This is a genomic window from Paeniglutamicibacter selenitireducens (assembly GCF_051550675.1).
GTDB lineage: Bacteria > Actinomycetota > Actinomycetes > Actinomycetales > Micrococcaceae > Paeniglutamicibacter.
The window spans coordinates 63,875-82,299 of the sequence record NZ_JBPULF010000007.1 but is presented as its reverse complement, the minus strand read 5'-3'; the positions used below and the strand labels follow the sequence as shown (position 1 = coordinate 82,299).

The following is an 18,425-nucleotide window of genomic DNA, read 5'->3' as shown; positions in this document are numbered from 1 at the left end:
GCGGCGCCGGAGGGGTTCGGGGCCTAGTGGATGAAGGCCAGCAGCGCGGCGACAAGGATGAACAGCGTGCCGAAGGTCATGTTCAGGATCCGCTGCCCGCGAGCCGTGGCGGTGAAGCGGCTGAAGCCCTTGGCCGCGGCGGCGAAGAAGAACCACATGACGAGGATGTCGACGACCACGATCGTCGTGATGAACACCAGGTACTGCGGGATCGCCGGCTGGTCCAGGCGGATGAACTGGGGTGTGAAGGCCAGGAAGAAGACGATGGCCTTGGGGTTGAGCAGGTTGACCCACAGGCCGCGCCGGAACATCGAACCGGCGGATTCCTGCCCGCGGACATCGATTTCATCGGGGTGCCGGGGCTTGGCGAGGATGAGCCGTATGCCGAGGTACACCAGGTACGCCGCCCCGGCGTAGCGGATGGCGGTGAAGAAGGCCGGTGAGCGGGATACCAGCAGGCCGACGCCGGCGGCCACGACCACCACATGGACCAGCAGGGCGGCCTGCTGCCCCATGATTCCCCAGATGGAGCGCTTGAAGCCGGAGTTCAGCGAATTGGTCATGGTGTTGATGGCGCCCGCGCCGGGGGTGAAGCTGATGAGTGCGGAGGCGCCGAGCAGGGAAAGCCAGAGCGAGAGGGTCACCCGCCAAGCTTAGGGGAGCCCGGGAGCCGTTCGTGAATGCGTGTAGCCCGGTGACGAAATCACGCGGGCGGAGGTTGCCTCAGCCGGTGGCGCCGGCCAGGCCCGCCCTGTCGATGCCGGCGATGGCGTCGGCCATGAAGCGGGAGACCAGTGCGATCTCGGCCTCGTCGTAGCCCGAGATGACCTCCATCATCCCGGCTGCCAGCGGGCCGAACATGGTTTGCCCGTCGGTCCTTGCCTTGTCCGTCATGCGGATGCGGACCACCCTGCGGTCCTTGTCGATGCGCAGGCGCTCGATGTGGCCGCTGCGCTCGAGCCGGTCCAACAGTGCGCTTGTTGCGGGGGAGCTGATGCTCAGTTCGCGGGAGAGGTCGCCGGGGGTCGGGGGATTGCCTGCGATTTCAAAGCGCATGATCGCCGCCAGCGCGTTCATGTCGGTGCGGTGGGTCTGGTGACGGTTTCCCGTGGATTCCACGTAGCGATCCGAGGCCTGGGCAAATTGTTGCAGCAGCAGGACTAGTTCACGAGCGGCGGTGCGATCCATGGCACCAATCATACGTTCAGGCTTGAAGTATTTCCATGATGGAAATACTATCTAGTCAAGTGAATTGGCTGCAGCTGCGGCTGGCCGACCATTGCGACGAGGGGAAGACCATGGAAAAGCACGCTGCCGGCACCACGGAACCGGTGCTGGAAACCGAGCCGCCGGGCGCGGCACGGAAACCGCGAGGGGGAGGGGTGCGCGCCCTGGTCGCCGCGGTCCTCGTGCTCGTCTGGCTGGCCGTGGCCGGGGTCGGCGGACCCACCTTCGGAAAGCTCGGCGACGTGCAGACCAACGACCAGGCTTCCTTCCTTCCCGCATCCGCCGAGGCCACCCGCGCGCTCGAGTGGCAGGCGAAATTCCGCACCTCGGACGCGATCCCCGCGGTGGTGGTCATCGCCGGCGACACAAAGCTCGACGAGGCGGCCATCGCCGCGACGACCGAATCGCTCAAGGACCTGCCCGCGCTCGAGGGCGAGATCGCCGGGCCGTTCTTCTCCGAGGACGGGCTGGCCGCGCAGCTGCTGGTGCCGCTGGGCGCCGAAACCGAAACCAAGGAGGCCGTCGAGACGCTGCGCCACGAACTCACGGAACGCGTCCCCGAGGGCACCCGCGCCTACGTGACGGGCCCCGCGGGGTTCAACGCCGACCTTGTCGAGGCGTTCGGCGGCATCGACGGGGTGCTGCTGGGCGTCGCCCTGGGCGCCGTGCTGCTGATCCTGCTGCTGGTCTACCGCTCGTTCCTGCTGCCGTTCGTCGTCCTGTTCACCTCCGTTGCCGCGCTCTGTGCGGCAATCGTCGCCGTGTACTACATGGCCAAGGAGGGCTGGATCCGCCTGGACGGGCAAAGCCAGGGAATCCTCTCTATCCTGGTCATCGGCGCCGCGACGGACTACTCGCTGCTCTACGTCGCGCGGCACCGCGAGGCCCTGGCCCACGGGGCCGGCCGTTGGGAAGCCACGACCACGGCCTGGAAGCGCTCGGTCGAACCCATCCTTGCCTCGGGCGGCACCGTGACGGTCGGCCTGCTCTGCCTGCTGTTCTCCGACCTGAACTCCAACAAGGCGCTGGGCCCGATCGGCGCCAGCGGCATCGTCTTCTCCGTCGTTGCGGCGCTGAGCTTCCTTCCGGCCGCGCTCGGCCTGCTCGGGCGTTCCGCCTACTGGCCGTTCATGCCCAAGCCCGCCCGCCCGCTGGGTGCCGAGGAGCTTCCGGGGGGCCTGTGGGGTAACGTCGCGAAGTTCGTCGGCCGCCACCCGCGCAGCATCTGGATCGCCACCGCCCTGGTCCTGGTGGTCGGCGCCCTGGGCGCGACCCAGTTCAAGGCCTCCGGCGTCCCGCAGAGCGAACTTGTCCTGGGCCAGACCGATTCCCGCGACGGGCAGGTGGTCCTGGGTGAACACTTCCCGGGCGGAACCGGCAGCCCCGCGTTCGCCGTCATCGACAGCACCAAGGCCGAGGATGCCCTGCCCGGCATCGAGGCCCTGGACGGCGTGGCCTCGGCCTATGTCCAGGCCGCTGACGGGGGTCCGGCGGTGGCGGCCGCGGGCCGCGAGGCTCAGATCGTCGAGGGCCGCTCGCTCATCTCGATCACCCTTGACGACGCCGCCGACTCCGATGCCGCGAAGGAAACGCTCGGCTCGCTGCGCGATGCCGTCCACGCCATGGATCCCGGTTCACTGGTCGGAGGCACCACGGCAACGCTTGCCGACACCGCCGCCACGGCCGAGGCGGACCTCGCCAAGATCATCCCGCTGATCCTGCTCGCCATCCTGTTCATCCTGATGCTCCTGTTGCGCTCGGTCGTTGCCCCGCTGCTGCTTGTTGCCACCACGGTGCTCTCCTACGGAACCGCGATGGGCGTTGCTGCCTGGGTGTTCAACGGGATCCTCGGCTTCCCCGGGGCCGACCCCTCGGTTCCGCTCTTCGGGTTCGTGTTCCTCGTCGCCCTAGGTGTCGACTACAACATCTTCCTGATGACGCGGGTGCGCGAGGAGTCGCTGGAGCACGGAACCCGCGCCGGGGTCTTGCGTGGGCTTTCGGTGACAGGTGGCGTCATCACCTCCGCGGGCGTGGTGCTTGCGGCAACCTTTGCCGCGCTGGGCATCATTCCGATCATGTTCCTGGTCCAGCTGGGGTTCATCGTGGCCTTCGGCGTCCTGCTGGACACCCTGGTGGTGCGCTCGCTCCTGGTTCCGGCACTCGTGCACGACATCGGCCGTCACGTCTGGTGGCCGAGCAGGCTGGGCCGGAAGGGGTAACCGATCTCTCGTACGGGTCCGGGCGGGGTACTGATAGGATTGAAGCTTGTAGATCGGTATGGCCCGGGAATCAGCCCCGGGACCTGAGGGTCTATGCGTCGACAGATTAGATTTCCCGATCCGCCGCTGGCTTCACATCCTTCTTGCGATTGAACGCGGTTGCATCATGTGCGCTTCGCGCCACCCCGGCACTCTCTTTCTTCGGCGATCACGCGCGTCGAAACCGTCGTGCGAAGCTTTGAGAGAAAGAACCACGTGAGTCCTTCATTCACTTCCCTTGGCGTGCCCGCGACCCTTGCAGAGGTCCTGACCGCACAAGGCATCGAATCCGCATTCCCCATCCAGGAAGCAACGCTGCCGACCACCCTGACCGGCGGCGACGTGCTGGGCCGCGGCCAGACCGGCTCCGGCAAGACCCTGGCATTCTCGCTTCCCGTGGTGGCCCGCCTCGCGGCAAACCCGAAGCCGCGCAAGGCCCGCTTCCCGCGCGCCCTGATCATGGCACCCACCCGCGAACTGGCCACCCAGATCGCCAAGGTCATCGAGCCGCTGGCCGAGGCCGTGGACCTGCGCACCGCAGTTGTCTTCGGCGGCGTGTCCCAGCTGCGTCAGGAAAAGGACCTCAACGCAGGCGTTGACATCCTCATCGCCTGCCCGGGCCGCCTCGAGGACCTGCTCAAGCAGCGCGTCGCCGACCTGTCCCGCGTGGAAATCTCCGTGCTGGACGAGGCCGACCACATGGCCGACCTCGGCTTCCTGCCGGTCGTCAAGCGCATCCTTGACCAGACCCCGCGCGGCATCCAGCACCTGCTCTTCTCCGCAACCCTGGACAACGGCGTGGACAAGCTGGTCCAGCGCTACCTCGAGAACCCGACGGTGCACTCGGTCGACGCCCCGCAGGCAGCGGTGAACACCATGGAGCACCACGTGTTCCTGGTGTCCAACGACGACAAGAAGGAACTGGTCCGCACCCTGGCATCCGGCGCCGGCCGCCGCATCATGTTCATGCGCACCAAGCACCACGCCAAGAAGATGGCAGTCTGGCTGTCCAAGTCCGGCATCCCGTCCGTGGACCTGCACGGCAACCTGAGCCAGAACGCCCGCGACCGCAACCTTGCAGCATTCGCCGCAGGCGATGCCCGCGTGCTCGTCGCCACCGACGTCGCAGCCCGCGGCGTGCACGTCGACGGCGTAGAGCTCGTGGTCCACATCGACCCGCCGGCAGAGCACAAGGCCTACCTGCACCGCTCGGGCCGCACGGCCCGTGCCGGTTCGGACGGAACCGTTGTCACCATCGCGACCCCGGACCAGCAGGGTGACGTGAAGTCGCTGCTGAAGGCCGCGGGCCTCAAGGTGCCGCTGGTCAAGGTGACCCCGACTGCGCAGGTCGTTTCCGACGTCGTCGGCGAACGCGCCGAACTGGTTGCCTACGTTGCCCCGCAGCAGCGCACCCAGTCCGCTGTCCGCAAGGACACGCTGGCCGACTCCGACGCCGCCGGTGGCCGTGGCCGCCGCCGCGGTGGACGCGGAACCGCCAAGGCCTCCGCACCGGCCAAGAACACCGGCGGCGAGTCCCCTCGCGGCCGCGACGAGAACCGCGGTGAACGCCGCAGCGAGAACCGTGGTGGCGCGGCTTCCTCGGCCCGCGGCAACGGTGGCGAGCGTCGCGGTGAGAGCCGCAACGAGAACCGTGGCGAGCGCCGTGGCAACGGTTCCGCCGCAGGCCGCGGTGGCGAACGCCGCACCGACGAGCGCGACGTGGCCCGCCGCGGCGGCCGCGGTTCCGCCGCCGCACGCAACAACTCCGGCCAGCGCCAGGGTGCAACCTCGGGTTCCCGCCCGCGCGGCGGCAACACGATCGGCGAGGCACTGGGTGCTTCCAAGGTTGAAGCAGCCAACGGTGCCACCCGTGGCGGCCGCGGACGCGGTCCGCGCCGCGCTTCGGCGCCGGCCTCGAACAACCGCGGCTAGCAGGACCACCGGGCCGCGCCTATGGCGGCCGGTGGCGTGATGCCTCCTTGGTGGGCCGGGCTGTGCAAGTATTCTTGCACGGCCCGGCCCACCTTGTGTTTAAGGGGTCTCCGAATCGCCCGGCCTCATCCGTTCGGATGAGACGCTCCGACGACAGGGCCCGGCAGGTCATCCTCCGGAGCGCCCTCCCGCAACGCCCCGGCCGCTAGCGTGGAGGCAACCGCCGGCTGCAGGTGGCCGCCCCTGGGACTTGCCGTCCAGGGGGCGCGCCGGGAAGCAGCTCGCCAGCCCGAGACACATGGAGAAACCCCCGTGATTGAAGCCCTGCAGGAATTCGCGTCCTCGTTCCCGTCCGCACTACAGTGGATTGCCGTGGTCCTTGCGGCCTCGATTCCGTTCGTCGAATCCTATTTCGGCTCCGTGCTCGGAGTCGTGATTGGCCTGAACCCGTTCGTTGCAATCACCGCGGCGGTTATCGGCAACGTCGCTTCCATGCTCCTGCTGGTCAACGGGGCGCATTTCGTTCGCGGAAAGGTTGCCAAGGAAGGGAACGAACCAACGGAGAAGTACAGGAAGTTGCGCGCTGGCTTCGACAAGTACGGAGTGGCCGGTGTCAGCCTGCTGGGGCAGACCATCCTGCCGAGCCAGATCACCTCGGCCGCGCTGGTCTCCTTCGGGGCCGCCAAGGAAAAGGTCATCTTCTGGCAGGTCATTTCCATCATTCTCTGGGGCACCACCTTCGGCCTGTTGGCATACCTCGGGGTTGACATGGTGTTGGGTCGCTGATCCGGAAGGAGTCCGCGCGGTTCCGGGAAACCGACTTCCGCTCCCATCTCTCACAGCGAACACATCTCCCAGCAAGTTCAAAGAATGCCGGATTTCCGCGGTTTTTTCCCGTGCAATCCGGCTGTTTTTTGCCCAAAAACATGAACTTGAGCCAACTCCACTCAAGTTTGAATTGACAAGGATTTGCGGCTGAGTAAACTTGAGTACAGAACGCTCAACCGGTTGCCCCGGAAGGAGCGTTGGTTCAATTTCCCCAATGCAAGAAGGAGCTCACCCATGTCACGTGCCGTAGGTATTGACCTTGGAACCACCAACTCTGTTGTATCCGTCCTCGAAGGTGGCGAGCCCACCGTTATCGCCAACGCCGAGGGCAACCGCACGACCCCGTCGGTCGTAGCCTTCGCCAAGAGCGGCGAGGTCCTGGTTGGCGATATCGCCAAGCGCCAGGCCGTCAACAACATCGACCGCACCATCGCTTCGGTCAAGCGCCACATGGGCACCGACTGGTCGGTTGCCATTGACGACAAGAAGTACACCGCGCAGGAAATCTCTGCCCGTACCCTCATGAAGCTGAAGAACGACGCCGAGTCGTACCTGGGCGAAAAGGTCACCGACGCGGTGATCACCGTCCCGGCCTACTTCAACGACGCCGAGCGCCAGGCCACCAAGGAAGCCGGCGAGATCGCGGGCCTCAACGTCCTGCGCATCGTCAACGAGCCGACCGCCGCAGCACTGGCCTACGGCCTGGACAAGGGCAAGGAAGACGAGCTCATCCTGGTCTTCGACCTCGGCGGCGGAACCTTCGACGTTTCCCTGCTCGAAGTCGGCAAGGATGACGACGGATTCTCCACCATCCAGGTTCGCGCCACCGCCGGTGACAACCGCCTGGGCGGCGACGACTGGGACCAGCGAGTCGTTGACTGGCTGCTGGCCCAGGCCAAGTCCAAGGGTGCCGACCTGTCCAAGGACAAGATCGCACTGCAGCGCCTGAAGGAAGCCGCCGAGCAGGCCAAGAAGGAACTCTCCTCGGCCACCAGCACCAACATCTCCCTGCAGTACCTCTCGGTCACCCCGGAAGGCCCGGTTCACCTCGACGAGCACCTCTCCCGTGCCAAGTTCCAGGAACTGACCGCCGACCTGCTCGAGCGCACCAAGAAGCCGTTCAAGGACGTCATCGCCGAAGCCGGCGTGAAGGTCTCCGAGATCGCCCACGTGATCCTCGTCGGCGGCTCGACCCGTATGCCTGCCGTTGCCGAACTGGTCAAGGAAATGGCCGGCAAGGAAGCCAACAAGGGCGTCAACCCGGATGAGGTAGTTGCCGTTGGCGCTGCCCTCCAGGCCGGCGTGCTGAAGGGCGAGCGCAAGGACGTCCTGCTCATCGACGTCACCCCGCTGTCCCTGGGCATCGAAACCAAGGGTGGTGTGATGACCAAGCTGATCGAGCGCAACACCGCGATCCCGACCAAGCGTTCGGAGACCTTCACCACCGCCGAGGACAACCAGCCTTCGGTATCGATCCAGGTCTTCCAGGGCGAGCGCGAGTTCACCCGTGACAACAAGGCCCTGGGCACCTTCGAGCTGACCGGCATCGCGCCGGCACCGCGCGGCATCCCGCAGGTCGAGGTCACCTTCGACATCGACGCCAACGGCATCGTCCACGTGTCCGCCAAGGACAAGGGCACCGGCGTCGAGCAGTCGATGACCATCACCGGTGGTTCCTCGCTCTCCAAGGACGACATCGACCGCATGGTCCGTGAAGCCGAGGAGCACGCTGCAGAGGACAAGGCCCGCCGCGAGGCAGCCGAGACCCGCAACGCCGCCGAGCAGGCCGCCTACTCGGTGGACAAGCTCATCAAGGACAACGAGGACAAGCTGCCCGAAGAGGTCAAGACCGAGGTCCAGGCCGACGTCGACGCACTGAAGGCCGCCCTTGAGAAGCAGGACAACGACGAAGAGGTCAAGGCCGCCTTCGAGAAGCTCCAGGCTTCGCAGTCCAAGCTGGGCGAGGCAATCTACGCCAACACCCAGGCTTCGTCCAACGGTGAGGACGGCGCCGAGGCCCCGAACGCCGAAGAGGACATCGTCGACGCCGAGGTCATCGACGAAGACGAAAAGAAGTAAGGGGCGCATCAACCATGTCTGAGCAGAATCACGACGAAGGAACCTCCAACGAAGAGGTCACTCCAGTTGACGAAGCCCATGACTCGGGCGACGCGTTGAGCCAGGCTGAAGCCATCCTCAACGAGGCTGCGGCCGAGGGCGGGATTGCCGACAAGGAAGCCGAGCTGCGTGAAGACCTTCAGCGGCTCCAGGCTGAGTACGTCAACTACCGCAAGCGCGTTGAGCGCGACCGCGAGGCAGTGCGCGAGCTTGCCGTCCAGTCGGTCCTGAACAACCTGCTGCCGGTACTCGACGACATCGATGCGGCACGTGCCCACGGCGACCTTGTTGACGGACCGTTCGCATCGATCGCCAACAAGCTCGACACCGTGCTTGAAGGCCTCGGCCTCGAGCGCATCAACGAGGCAGGCGTGGCGTTCGACCCGGCGGTGCACGAGGCACTGATGCAGCAGCCGAACCCGGAGATCCCGGCAGACCATGTTGCAATGGTCCTGCGCTCCGGATTCAAGAAGGGCGAGCGCATCATGCGTGCGGCCCAGGTGATCGTTTCCCTCGGGGAATAATTGCCAGCAATGCAACACGGTAGTAATACCGTGAAGTAGTTCCACCACCTGCGGCGGGTCGCCCGGTTTCCTGGAAAGGACCGGGGACCCGCCGCAGGCCGGTGGACTTCCACCCCAGGATTTTGGCCCGGAACCGTTTTCCACGAGTTCGAGGGCATTGAAGCACAACACGAAAAGGAGGCGCCTGATGGCAAGCCAGGATTGGGTCGAAAAGGATTTCTACGCCATATTGGGCGTCTCCAAGGACGCCAGTGAAGCGGACATCAAGAAGGCCTACCGGAAGATGGCCCGCAAGTACCACCCGGACACCAACGCGGGCGACGCCGCAGCGGAGCGCCGCTTCAAGGACATCACCGAGGCGCACTCGGTGCTCTCCAACCCCGAGGACCGCCAGCAGTACGACGCCATCCGGGCCATGGGCTCCGGAGCCCGCTTCAGTGCGCCCGGCGGCCACGGCGGACCCAGCAACGGCGGCTTCGAGGACGTCTTCTCCAACCTCTTCGGCGGCGGTGGCGGCGGCGGGCACCGCGGTGGCCAGGTGCCCCCGGACTTCTCGGACCTGTTCGGCGGAGGCGGCGGTTTCGGTGGCTTCGGCCAGCAGGCACCCCGCAAGGGCGCCGACCGCACCGCGAGCACCAGTATCTCCTTCGCGGGTTCCATCAAGGGAACCACCATCGGGTTGCGCGAGGACAGCGGCGAGGTCATCGACGTGCGCATTCCCGCAGGCATCAAGGACGGCCAGTCCGTACGGGTGCGCGGCAAGGGTTCGCCCGGCACCGCCGGCCCCGGGGACCTGATCGTCAAGGTCAACGTCAAGCCGCATGCGGTGTTCACCCGCGAGGAAAACAACATCCGGATCCACGTCCCCGTCACCTTCGCGGAGGCCGCGCTGGGCGGGCAGATCGAGGTGCCGACGATCACCGGGGAAACAGTCAAGATGAAGGTCCCCGCCGGTTCGTCCTCGGGCCGTACGCTGCGCCTGAAGGGGCGTGGGGTGCACACCTCAAAGGCCACCGGTGACATGCTGGTCACCCTTGACGTACTGGTTCCGCAGAACCTGTCAAAGGAAGCCAAGGCCGCTGTCGAGGCGTTTGCGGAAGCCACCAAGGGCGAGGATCCGCGCCACGGCCTGCTGGCCCACGCAGTACTCTAGGAACGACGTGGCTGCCTTCCCCGGATCCGAGGAAGGCAGCCACCCAGGCAACAGGCAGCCGGCCCACGCCGGTTGCGGGACACGGGAAAGCGCGAAGGGACAGGACCATGAACAACGAACGGCTTAGGCCTGTTTTTGTCATTTCCGTGGCCGCCGAACTGGCAGACATGCACCCGCAAACCCTGCGCCAGTACGACCGCATGGGCCTCGTGTCCCCGTCCCGGCAGGGCGGCAAGCAACGCCGGTACTCCGAACACGATGTCGAGCTGTTGCGCGAAATCCAGAAGCTGTCCAAGGACGGCGTCTCACTGGAGGGGATCAAGCGCGTGCTCGCGTTGGAGAACCAGGTGGCCGCGCTCCAATCCCGGATCAGCGAGCTCAGCAACGAGGTCTTTGCCCTGCGCAGTGCCAGCCAGAGCGCCGGGCTCGGACGCGTCTTTGCTGCCGGCACCAGCGGGGACGTCGTCTCCCTGGCCCGCGGCCAGCGTCCCCGCGGGCGCAGCCAGGCCCTGGTGATCTGGAATCCGCGGGCCAAGTAGCCCCTGCGGTGCCGGGGCAGAACAGGGGAACGGGGGAGCCGGATGCCGGACCGAGGGCGGTACGCCCAACTCAGCGAGGTCGCCGAGGCCCGTTTCGAGGCCCTGTGCGCCATCCGCGGCCGCTTGCGCCGGACCCACCGACAGGCACTGGACGGAACGGCCCACGCCCTGAGGCCGGGTTCCATGGACCCCGCCATCCCCGCACGCCGCCTTGTCTACCTGGACCTTTCCGCGCGGGAGCCCCTGGCTGCGATTGTCGTGGGCGACCTGGACACCGCAACCCACGTCACCTGGCAGCTTTCGGGCACGGGGATCAGGGCCCGCAACGCGCTGTGGGGCAGCGCCCGCGAGGCCGGGCAGCTCTACCTCGAACAGCGAAATGCGGGAATCGAATCACCGGCGGTTGTCGCCTGGCTCGGGTACCGAAGCCCCAACCTGGCAAGCGCCCTGGTGAACCGATCCGCGCGCCGGGGCGTGAAGGTGCTGGCACGGGACCTCGAGGTCTTCGCCACCCTGCGCCGCGACAAGCCGCACCTGGCGATCGAGGCGCATTCCTATGCCGCGAGCCTCGCGGCCCAGGCGCTTGATGCCGGTGCCGGATCGAGGGTGCACATCCAGGCGCTTGCCACCATCGGTTCGGCCGGTATCCCCGGGAAGCTTTCCCGCGACCCAGCCCGGCTCAACATCCCGCCGGGCCGCATCTACGAGGCAGTTGCCGAAGGTGACCACCTGGCACGGTGGGGGCGGCTGCTGTCGGGCCGCAAGACCCTCGCCGGGCGTTCGTTCAGCGTGGCGGCCAGGCCGGACCTCGGGCTGCTGGGAATCCGCGGGCACAACACCTCGCACATGGACCGCGGCGACGCCGCGGCCCCGCGCGGCTACCGGGATCCGGGTACGACCTCGCTGCGCAACCTTGCCCTGATCACCACCGGCCAAGAGCCGTTACCCTGATCCGCCGGCCACGGTGCATGTCAGTTGGTGCGGTTCGAAACCGGTCCACAACCGCATTCCGTCCTCGCAGACTTCCTCGACACGCTCCTCGAGGGCCGGGCCGGGCTCGGGGTCCACGGTCTCCACCAGCACGAGTGTTTCTTCCGAGGTGGTCGGGGTGATCTCGACCTCGCTGACGCCCTCGATCGCCAGCAGCTCCTGTCGGAGGATCCCGGCGCTTTCCTCGTCCGTCAAGGAGCGATGGTAGATGTACTCCCTGAGCTCGCGCAGCGGCTCCGGAGGGTTCGCCGCCACGAGCACGCCGATGCCGATGACCGACCCGCCGGCAAGCAGCAGCGTGCCGAGCAGGATGCCCAGCATTTTCAGGAACGCGGTCTGCGGCTTCATCCGCCGATCCTACGCCACGGAACCCTGCGGTCCCTGGGTGCTGGAATGCAGGACATCCCCTGTCGGACGGGCAAAGGGTCCGACAGGGGATGTCGTGTGGTTGTGTCTAGCGCTTGCGGTAGGTCAGGTCAAAGACCAGACGGCCGGCTTTCAGGGCCTTCCCCTCGAAGCTGGTCAGCGTGCGACCCTCGAATCGGGGAGACCATCCACCCTGTTCGTCGACGAACGCCGCATCCGCTTCCTCGCCCTCGAGGCCGAGTCGGCGGACCTTCGTCAGGTTGCTTTCCTCGCCGGCCAGGTTGCCGGGGTGCAGGTTCTCGAAGCTTTCGGAGGCCTCGAAGATCTCGCGCATCTGCTCGGCGTAGTTCGACCAGTCGGTGGCCAGGCGGACGATGCCGCCGGGGACCAGGACGCGCTCGATCTTGGGAAGGAACGACTCCTTGATCAGGCGGCGCTTGTGGTGGCGGATCTTGTGCCACGGGTCGGAGAAGAAGATCCAGACCTCCTGGGCCGAGCCCTCCGGAAGCATGATGTCCAGTGCCTCCGGGGCGTTTGCCTCGACAGCGCGCACATTGGTGAGCTCGAGGTTCTCGACCCTCACCATCAGCGCGGCAAGCCCGGGACGGTAGACCTCCACGGCGAGGAAGTCCTTGTCGCGGTTCGTGTCGGCCGCATGGGCCATGGCCTCCCCGAGCCCGGAACCGATCTCGACGATCAGCGGGGCCTTGCGTCCGTAGACCGCTTCCGGGTCAAGGACGAAACCCTCGGCCACCGAGGTGTCGGCGCGTTCGCGCTCGGGTTCGATGACGTAGGTCTCCGCAATGCGCTCCCAGGCGTCCGCACGACGCCCCTGGAGGCGGCTGCCGCGGCGCACGAAGGACACCGGTTCGGCCCGGTAGAAGCTGAGGTCTTCGGCGGCCCGGCCGCTGGCGGGCAACTTGCGATCTGTGGGAATGCTCATGTACTTAAGGTTAGCGAACTCCCGGGCTACTTTTTATCGCCCGCTTTCGGGCGCACGGGGGCCGGAACCGGTGCCCTGGAATAGGTCTTCCCCGACTTCAGGCTGTCCTCGCCCAGCAGCTCCGTCACCGTGACGAACGTGTACCCCTTGGCCTTGAGCCGCGTCAGGATCTCCGGCACGGCGGCCACGGTGCTGCCGTGGATGTCGTGCATGAGCACGATGGACCCCGGCCTGGTCTGCGAAACCGCGGCATCGACGACTTTTTCGCTGTTGCGGTGCTTCCAATCCAAGGTGTCGACGTCCCACAGGATCACCGGTGCCTGTGCCAACCGGTCGGACGTCGGGTTGTGCGCCCCGTACGGGGGCCGCATGAGCGTCGCCGGCTGGCCGATCGCCGCGGAAATCGCGTCGTTGGTGCGGTCAATCTCACTTCGAACCTGGGTGGGGGACAGGGCCGGCAGGGACCTGTGGCTCCAGCTGTGGTTGCCCACCTCGTGGCCCTCCTCGACCATGCGCCGGACCAGCTCCGGGCGGGCCTTGGCATTCGGTCCGACGACGAAGAACGTCGCCGCCGCGTCCTGCTTTCCGAGTTCGTCGAGCAGCTTGCCCGTCCGGGGTCCGGGGCCGTCGTCGAAGGTCAGCGCCACGCACTTGGACGTGCTGCAGTCGATGCTCCGCGGGAGCGGCACCACGGTTTCCGGTTCGGTGGCGGCCTGGCCCGGATCCGCGGGGCGCGCAGATTCAAGGAGCGCTGCCGGGATCCGCGGCAGGGGATTCATGCCGGCCGTCCGTGCCATCATGCCGAAGGGCGAAAGCAACGGTACGACATTCGCCGCGGGAACCGTGACAACAACGGATCCTTCGGACCCGGGCGCGATCGTGTAGTCGTCGAACTCCACGGTGGCGTTCCCCTGGGAGTCGAAGTTGACCGAATCCAGCCACGAGTCCTCAAGGGCTGTAACGTTCTGGGGCACGACTGCGGGGTTGGCGGTCGAGGTCTGTGCCACGAACTCGCGGAACTCCGCCCAGTCCTCGTCGTCGCCGAACAACTCCCGGCTCCCCAGAAGCCCTGTTTCCCGGGTGTTGAACCACTGCGTCACGACGGAATTGCCGCCCGAGGCCCCGGCAAATTCGTAGGTGGTGGTCCTGATCCCGATCACGTCCTGCGACACTGCGGTGAGGTAGCTGCGGATGTTGAGCTCCCCGGTCGCCGCGGATCCGGCGTAGACATCGGGGTTGTTGTTTCGGTTGAAGGAGCCCATGCGCGATTCCACGAGGCCGCGTTGCGCTTCGCCGATCGAAGGCAGCGACGGGACCTCGAAGTGCCGGGTGAAGACATGGCGGTGCTCGTCGGATTGCTCGACCGTGTCGAGTTCGGGGATGAAGTAAAGGGGCAAGGAATCGCCTTGGCGAATGTCCTTATAATGCGAACCGGCCGTTGACGTGGGGGAAGCTGCGCTGGGTGTTGCGGTGGACCCGGGCGAGGGTGCGCAACCGGTGAGCAGTGAGAGGGAGAGGAGTCCTGCAAGGAAGGTGGAAGATTTTTTGCCGAGAGGGAACCGCATCCATCAAGCTTGCCGTTTTAGGGTGAACTAATCGAATTGAGCGGGGTTCGCGCGATGAATCGTTAGAAAGCGTTATCGCTGACTCGGGGGTCAATCAGGGACTTACCCGATGGCAGAAGCGACCCGAATCGGCAATGCTAGGGGTATGCGCAATCTACTTTCTGCCGTCCTGAACGTCATCTGGCTGGTTTTCGGCGGCATCTGGCTGGCTGCCGGATATGCCCTGGCGGGCATCATCTGCTGCCTGCTCATCGTGACGATTCCCTTCGGCATTGCTTCATTCCGCATTGCGCTCTACGCGCTGTGGCCGTTCGGCCGGACGGTTGTCGATCGCGGGCGAGTGGGGGCAATGTCAACCATTGGTAATGTCATCTGGATTCTAGTGGCGGGCATCTGGATCGCCATCGGCCACGTGCTTACGGCGATACCAATGTTCATCAGCATCGTCGGCATCCCGCTGGGTGTGGCGAACCTGAAGATGATTCCGATTTCACTCATGCCGCTGGGCAAGGAAATCGTTCCATCGAACCAGTACATGCCAGGAGTCCGCTGAGCCCGCCCGCCGGCGTCCGGCTCCCCGCCCCCGAGATGCCGTCCCGGGCCGTGATGGCCCGGGGCGGCATTCTGCATTGCCGGCCGCCGCGCCCGGTTGCGTGGCATTCGGGCGCCACCCTTGAATGTGGCGCATGCGATTCATAGTCTGTGGGTGTGCCGAACGCCCAACCAATGCCCCGAGGGGGATCACCCGTGAAAAACATCGTTACCTGCCTGTGGTTTGACCAGCAGGGCCTGGATGCCGCCCGGTTCTACACTGCGATCTTCCCCAACTCCGAGATCGGCACCCATGTGGATCTCGATGAGAACGGGCAACCCGCGAACGTGCCCATGACCGTGGAGTTCAGTCTCAACGGAAACCCGTTCGTTGCCTTGAACGGCGGGCCGATGTTTTCGTTCAGCGAGGCGGTGTCCTTCCAGATCATGTGCGAGGACCAGGCCGAGATCGACTACTACTGGGACGCGCTGACCGACGGTGGCGAGGAAAGCCAATGCGGCTGGCTCAAGGACCGCTATGGCGTCTCGTGGCAGGTGGTCCCCACCAGACTTCCCGAGCTGCTCGGGCAGAGCGACCCAGAGGTGGCGCGCCGGGTTGTCGAGGCGTTCATGCCCATGCGCAAGCTGGACATTGCCACGCTCGAACGGGCTGCCGCTTCCTAGGGAAAGCGGGCAGGGCGGACTGAGGCCACAATTTTTGTGATGTCGGGAATATGTCCATGCAATCCAAAGTTGAGTTAGGTAGACTCAAGTTTGAGTAAATCGCTAACAACGAAAGGAAAAGCGTGGACACGAAATTTACTACCAAAAGCCAGGAAGCGCTCTCCGGCTCGGGCATGAACGCCTCAACGGCCGGGAACCCACAGGTTGAACCCGCCCACTTGCTCAAGGCACTCGTCGACCAGCGTGAATCGGTGGCAGTGGCCCTGCTCAAAGCCGCGGGTGTCGACCCGGACCAGGTCTCGGTGCAGGCCAGCGCGGCGATCAAGGCGCTGCCCTCGTCCTCGGGAAGCTCCGTGGCCCAGGCCCAGTACTCCCGGGGGATCCTCCAGGCAATCAACTCCGCACAGCAGGCAGCCGAGGCCCTTGGTGACGGCTATGTTTCAACCGAGCACCTGCTGCTGGGCCTCAGCGAGGACACCGGGGCCGCGGGCAACATCCTGCGAGGGCTCAATGCAACCCGGCAGGCCCTAGATGCTGCGCTGCCCGGAATTCGCGGGGACCGAAAGGTCAACAACCCGGACCCGGAAAACACCTTCCAGGCGCTCGAGAAATTCGGCACCGACATGACGGCCATTGCCCGTTCGGGCAAGCTGGACCCGGTGATCGGCCGCGACGGGGAGATCCGCCGCCTGGTCCAGGTGCTCTCCCGCCGCACCAAGAACAACCCGGTGCTCATTGGCGAACCCGGCGTCGGGAAGACCGCGGTGGTCGAGGGGCTGGCGCAGCGCATGGTGGCAGGCGACGTCCCCGAATCCTTGCGCGGCAAGACCTTGATCTCCCTTGACCTGGGGTCAATGGTCGCCGGCGCCAAGTACCGCGGCGAGTTCGAGGAACGCCTCAAGGCAGTGCTTGAGGAGATCAAGGCCTCGGACGGGCAGATCGTCACCTTCATCGACGAGATCCACACGGTCGTGGGAGCAGGTGCCTCCGAAGGCGCCATGGATGCGGGCAACATGCTCAAGCCCATGCTGGCCCGCGGCGAACTGCGTCTGATCGGTGCGACGACGCTGGACGAGTACCGCGAGAACATCGAGAAGGACCCGGCCCTCGAGCGCCGCTTCGCCCAGGTCTATGTGGGTGAGCCCAGCGTGGATGACACCATCGCCATCCTGCGCGGCCTCAAACCGCGCTACGAGGCGCACCACAAGGTCACCATCGCCGACTCGGCGCTGGTTGCCGCGGCGTCCCTCTCCAACCGCTACATCACCGGTCGCCAGCTGCCAGACAAGGCGATCGACCTGGTCGACGAGGCGGCCAGCCGCCTGCGCATGGAGATCGACTCCGCCCCGGAGGAAATCGACCAGCTGCGCCGCGCCGTGGACCGGCTGACCATGGAGGAACTCGCCTTGGCGGGCGAGACCGACCCTGCCTCGCGCGACAGGCTTGAGGCGCTGCGCGCGGACATCGCGGACAAGAAGGAAGAACTCGATGCGCTGAACGCCCGCTGGGAAGCGGAAAAGTCGGGCCTGAACCGGGTCGGCGACCTCAAGGCCCGGCTTGACGAGCTGGGCTCGCGCGCCGAGAAGCTGCAGCGCGAAGGCGACCTGGAAGCAGCCTCGCGGCTGCTCTACGGGGAGATCCCGGCCCTGGAGAAGGAAATGGCCGATGCGGCCCAGGCTGAGGCCTCCGGGGAGGAAGCCGAGCTGATGGTCGCCGAAGAGGTGACATCGGACGACATCGCCGAGGTCATTTCCGCCTGGACCGGGATTCCCGCGGGACGCATGCTGCAGGGCGAGAGCCAGAAGCTGCTCGAGATGGAGGCGTTCCTGGGCCACCGGCTGATCGGCCAACAGAAGGCCGTCAGGACGGTCTCCGATGCCGTGCGCCGTGCCCGCGCCGGAATCTCGGACCCCGACAGGCCCACCGGGTCGTTCCTGTTCCTGGGCCCGACCGGTGTTGGCAAGACCGAGCTGGCGAAGGCCCTGGCGGACTTCCTCTTCGACGACGAGCGCGCCATGGTCCGCATCGACATGAGCGAGTACTCCGAGAAGCACGCGGTGGCCCGCCTGGTCGGTGCCCCGCCGGGATACGTCGGCTACGAGGAGGGCGGCCAGCTCACCGAGGCGGTGCGCCGCAGGCCCTACTCGGTGGTGCTGCTCGACGAGGTCGAGAAGGCACATCCGGAGGTCTTCGACATCCTGCTCCAGGTGCTGGACGACGGGCGTCTCACCGACGGCCAGGGCCGGACGGTGGACTTCCGCAACGTCATCCTGATCATGACCTCGAATCTCGGTTCGCAGTTCCTGGTCGACCAGACGCTGGAACCCGCGGCCAAGAAGGAAGCGGTGATGAACATCGTCAACGCATCCTTCAAGCCCGAGTTCCTGAACCGGCTCGATGACGTGGTCATGTTCGACCCGCTGTCCCTCGAGGAGCTGGGCTCGATCGTCTCCCTGCAGGTGGACACCCTGGCCGGGCGCCTGGCCTCGCGCCGGCTGCAACTGGTGGTCGACGAGGAGGCCCGCGACTGGCTGGCCTTCACCGGCTTCGACCCGGCCTTCGGCGCCCGGCCGTTGCGCCGCCTGATCCAGCGCGAGATCGGGGACAGGCTGGCCCGCGAGCTGCTGGCCGGCACCGTCCAGGACGGGGACACCGTTGTGGTTGGCGTGAACGAGGCCGGCGACGGCCTGACGCTCACCTCGAGCCGTACCCAGTAGCGGTCACCCGCAACGAAACATCGGCGCCGGGCTTCGGGCAGTGGATTTCC

16 protein-coding genes are annotated in these 18,425 nt (G+C 66.2%); 11 read left to right on the top strand and 5 right to left on the bottom strand.

Annotated elements, in window-relative coordinates; all coding sequences use genetic code 11:
- Positions 1 to 23: 23 nt before the first annotated feature.
- Both ACSYDW_RS13035 and ACSYDW_RS13030 read right to left on the bottom strand, forming a co-directional pair.
- Positions 24 to 644: a LysE family transporter gene (locus ACSYDW_RS13035; RefSeq protein WP_438339157.1), complete on the bottom strand. Its 621-nt coding sequence runs from the start codon at positions 642 to 644 to the stop codon at positions 24 to 26.
- Between the two features lie 79 nt (positions 645 to 723).
- On the bottom strand, positions 724 to 1,188 hold the full coding sequence (locus tag ACSYDW_RS13030; RefSeq protein WP_438339156.1) for a MarR family winged helix-turn-helix transcriptional regulator: 465 nt from the start codon (positions 1,186 to 1,188) through the stop codon (positions 724 to 726).
- Positions 1,189 to 1,298: 110 nt separating this feature from the next.
- Between ACSYDW_RS13030 and ACSYDW_RS13025 the strand changes: the two genes are divergently transcribed.
- The 8 genes from ACSYDW_RS13025 (at position 1,299) to ACSYDW_RS12990 (ending at position 11,530) form a co-directional block, all read left to right on the top strand.
- Entirely contained in the window at positions 1,299 to 3,446 is a 2,148-nt protein-coding gene (locus ACSYDW_RS13025; protein WP_438339283.1) for an MMPL family transporter, read from the top strand.
- Between the two features lie 255 nt (positions 3,447 to 3,701).
- On the top strand, positions 3,702 to 5,417 hold the full coding sequence (locus tag ACSYDW_RS13020; RefSeq protein WP_438339155.1) for a DEAD/DEAH box helicase: 1,716 nt from the start codon (positions 3,702 to 3,704) through the stop codon (positions 5,415 to 5,417).
- A gap of 312 nt (positions 5,418 to 5,729) precedes the next feature.
- Positions 5,730 to 6,203, top strand: a complete 474-nt coding sequence (locus ACSYDW_RS13015) for a hypothetical protein (RefSeq protein ID WP_438339154.1) — start codon at positions 5,730 to 5,732, stop codon at positions 6,201 to 6,203.
- A gap of 276 nt (positions 6,204 to 6,479) precedes the next feature.
- Positions 6,480 to 8,324 (top strand): molecular chaperone DnaK, encoded by a 1,845-nt coding sequence (gene dnaK / locus ACSYDW_RS13010; RefSeq protein ID WP_438339153.1) that lies wholly within the window; start codon positions 6,480 to 6,482, stop codon positions 8,322 to 8,324.
- A gap of 14 nt (positions 8,325 to 8,338) precedes the next feature.
- Positions 8,339 to 8,887 (top strand): nucleotide exchange factor GrpE, encoded by a 549-nt coding sequence (locus ACSYDW_RS13005; RefSeq protein WP_438339152.1) that lies wholly within the window; start codon positions 8,339 to 8,341, stop codon positions 8,885 to 8,887.
- A 187-nt stretch (positions 8,888 to 9,074) separates the two neighbouring features.
- The gene (locus ACSYDW_RS13000; RefSeq protein ID WP_438339151.1) at positions 9,075 to 10,040 is read left to right on the top strand and encodes a DnaJ C-terminal domain-containing protein; all 966 of its coding nucleotides are present in this window, start codon (positions 9,075 to 9,077) and stop codon (positions 10,038 to 10,040) included.
- 107 nt (positions 10,041 to 10,147) lie between these two features.
- Complete coding sequence (locus tag ACSYDW_RS12995; protein WP_438339150.1) at positions 10,148 to 10,579, top strand: heat shock protein transcriptional repressor HspR; 432 nt, start codon at positions 10,148 to 10,150, stop codon at positions 10,577 to 10,579.
- 42 nt (positions 10,580 to 10,621) lie between these two features.
- Entirely contained in the window at positions 10,622 to 11,530 is a 909-nt protein-coding gene (locus ACSYDW_RS12990) for an alpha/beta hydrolase (RefSeq protein WP_438339149.1), read from the top strand.
- Here ACSYDW_RS12990 and ACSYDW_RS12985 read toward each other — a convergent pair.
- The 3 genes from ACSYDW_RS12985 to ACSYDW_RS12975 all read right to left on the bottom strand — a co-directional run bounded on the left by ACSYDW_RS12985 (position 11,522) and on the right by ACSYDW_RS12975 (position 14,275).
- Positions 11,522 to 11,917, bottom strand: a complete 396-nt coding sequence (locus tag ACSYDW_RS12985) for a hypothetical protein (RefSeq protein WP_438339148.1) — start codon at positions 11,915 to 11,917, stop codon at positions 11,522 to 11,524. The two genes, ACSYDW_RS12990 and ACSYDW_RS12985, sit on opposite strands and share 9 nt — an antisense overlap.
- 106 nt (positions 11,918 to 12,023) lie before the next feature.
- Positions 12,024 to 12,878, bottom strand: a complete 855-nt coding sequence (gene trmB / locus ACSYDW_RS12980) for a tRNA (guanosine(46)-N7)-methyltransferase TrmB (protein ID WP_438339147.1) — start codon at positions 12,876 to 12,878, stop codon at positions 12,024 to 12,026.
- Positions 12,879 to 12,904: 26 nt separating this feature from the next.
- Entirely contained in the window at positions 12,905 to 14,275 is a 1,371-nt protein-coding gene (locus ACSYDW_RS12975; protein ID WP_438339146.1) for a polysaccharide deacetylase family protein, read from the bottom strand.
- A 313-nt stretch (positions 14,276 to 14,588) separates the two neighbouring features.
- Between ACSYDW_RS12975 and ACSYDW_RS12970 the strand changes: the two genes are divergently transcribed.
- The 3 genes from ACSYDW_RS12970 to clpB all read left to right on the top strand — a co-directional run bounded on the left by ACSYDW_RS12970 (position 14,589) and on the right by clpB (position 18,375).
- Entirely contained in the window at positions 14,589 to 14,996 is a 408-nt protein-coding gene (locus ACSYDW_RS12970; RefSeq protein ID WP_438339145.1) for a YccF domain-containing protein, read from the top strand.
- 194 nt (positions 14,997 to 15,190) lie between these two features.
- A complete protein-coding gene (locus ACSYDW_RS12965; RefSeq protein ID WP_438339144.1) occupies positions 15,191 to 15,658 on the top strand; it encodes a VOC family protein in 468 nt (155 codons plus the stop codon).
- Positions 15,659 to 15,780: 122 nt separating this feature from the next.
- Positions 15,781 to 18,375: an ATP-dependent chaperone ClpB gene (clpB, locus tag ACSYDW_RS12960; protein WP_438339143.1), complete on the top strand. Its 2,595-nt coding sequence runs from the start codon at positions 15,781 to 15,783 to the stop codon at positions 18,373 to 18,375.
- Positions 18,376 to 18,425 lie beyond the last annotated feature (50 nt).

What these genes read in the sequence shown, in the direction of transcription:
- ACSYDW_RS12985 (WP_438339148.1), bottom strand. Translation starts at nt 11,917, where the DNA reads ATGAAGCCGCAGACCGCGTTCCTGAAAATGCTGGGCATCCTGCTCGGC.
- dnaK (WP_438339153.1), top strand. Translation starts at nt 6,480, where the DNA reads ATGTCACGTGCCGTAGGTATTGACCTTGGAACCACCAACTCTGTTGTA.
- ACSYDW_RS12995 (WP_438339150.1), top strand. Translation starts at nt 10,148, where the DNA reads ATGAACAACGAACGGCTTAGGCCTGTTTTTGTCATTTCCGTGGCCGCC.
- ACSYDW_RS13000 (WP_438339151.1), top strand. Translation starts at nt 9,075, where the DNA reads ATGGCAAGCCAGGATTGGGTCGAAAAGGATTTCTACGCCATATTGGGC.
- ACSYDW_RS13030 (WP_438339156.1), bottom strand. Translation starts at nt 1,188, where the DNA reads ATGGATCGCACCGCCGCTCGTGAACTAGTCCTGCTGCTGCAACAATTT.
- ACSYDW_RS13025 (WP_438339283.1), top strand. Translation starts at nt 1,299, where the DNA reads ATGGAAAAGCACGCTGCCGGCACCACGGAACCGGTGCTGGAAACCGAG.
- ACSYDW_RS12970 (WP_438339145.1), top strand. Translation starts at nt 14,589, where the DNA reads ATGCGCAATCTACTTTCTGCCGTCCTGAACGTCATCTGGCTGGTTTTC.
- ACSYDW_RS12990 (WP_438339149.1), top strand. Translation starts at nt 10,622, where the DNA reads ATGCCGGACCGAGGGCGGTACGCCCAACTCAGCGAGGTCGCCGAGGCC.
- trmB (WP_438339147.1), bottom strand. Translation starts at nt 12,878, where the DNA reads ATGAGCATTCCCACAGATCGCAAGTTGCCCGCCAGCGGCCGGGCCGCC.
- ACSYDW_RS13005 (WP_438339152.1), top strand. Translation starts at nt 8,339, where the DNA reads ATGTCTGAGCAGAATCACGACGAAGGAACCTCCAACGAAGAGGTCACT.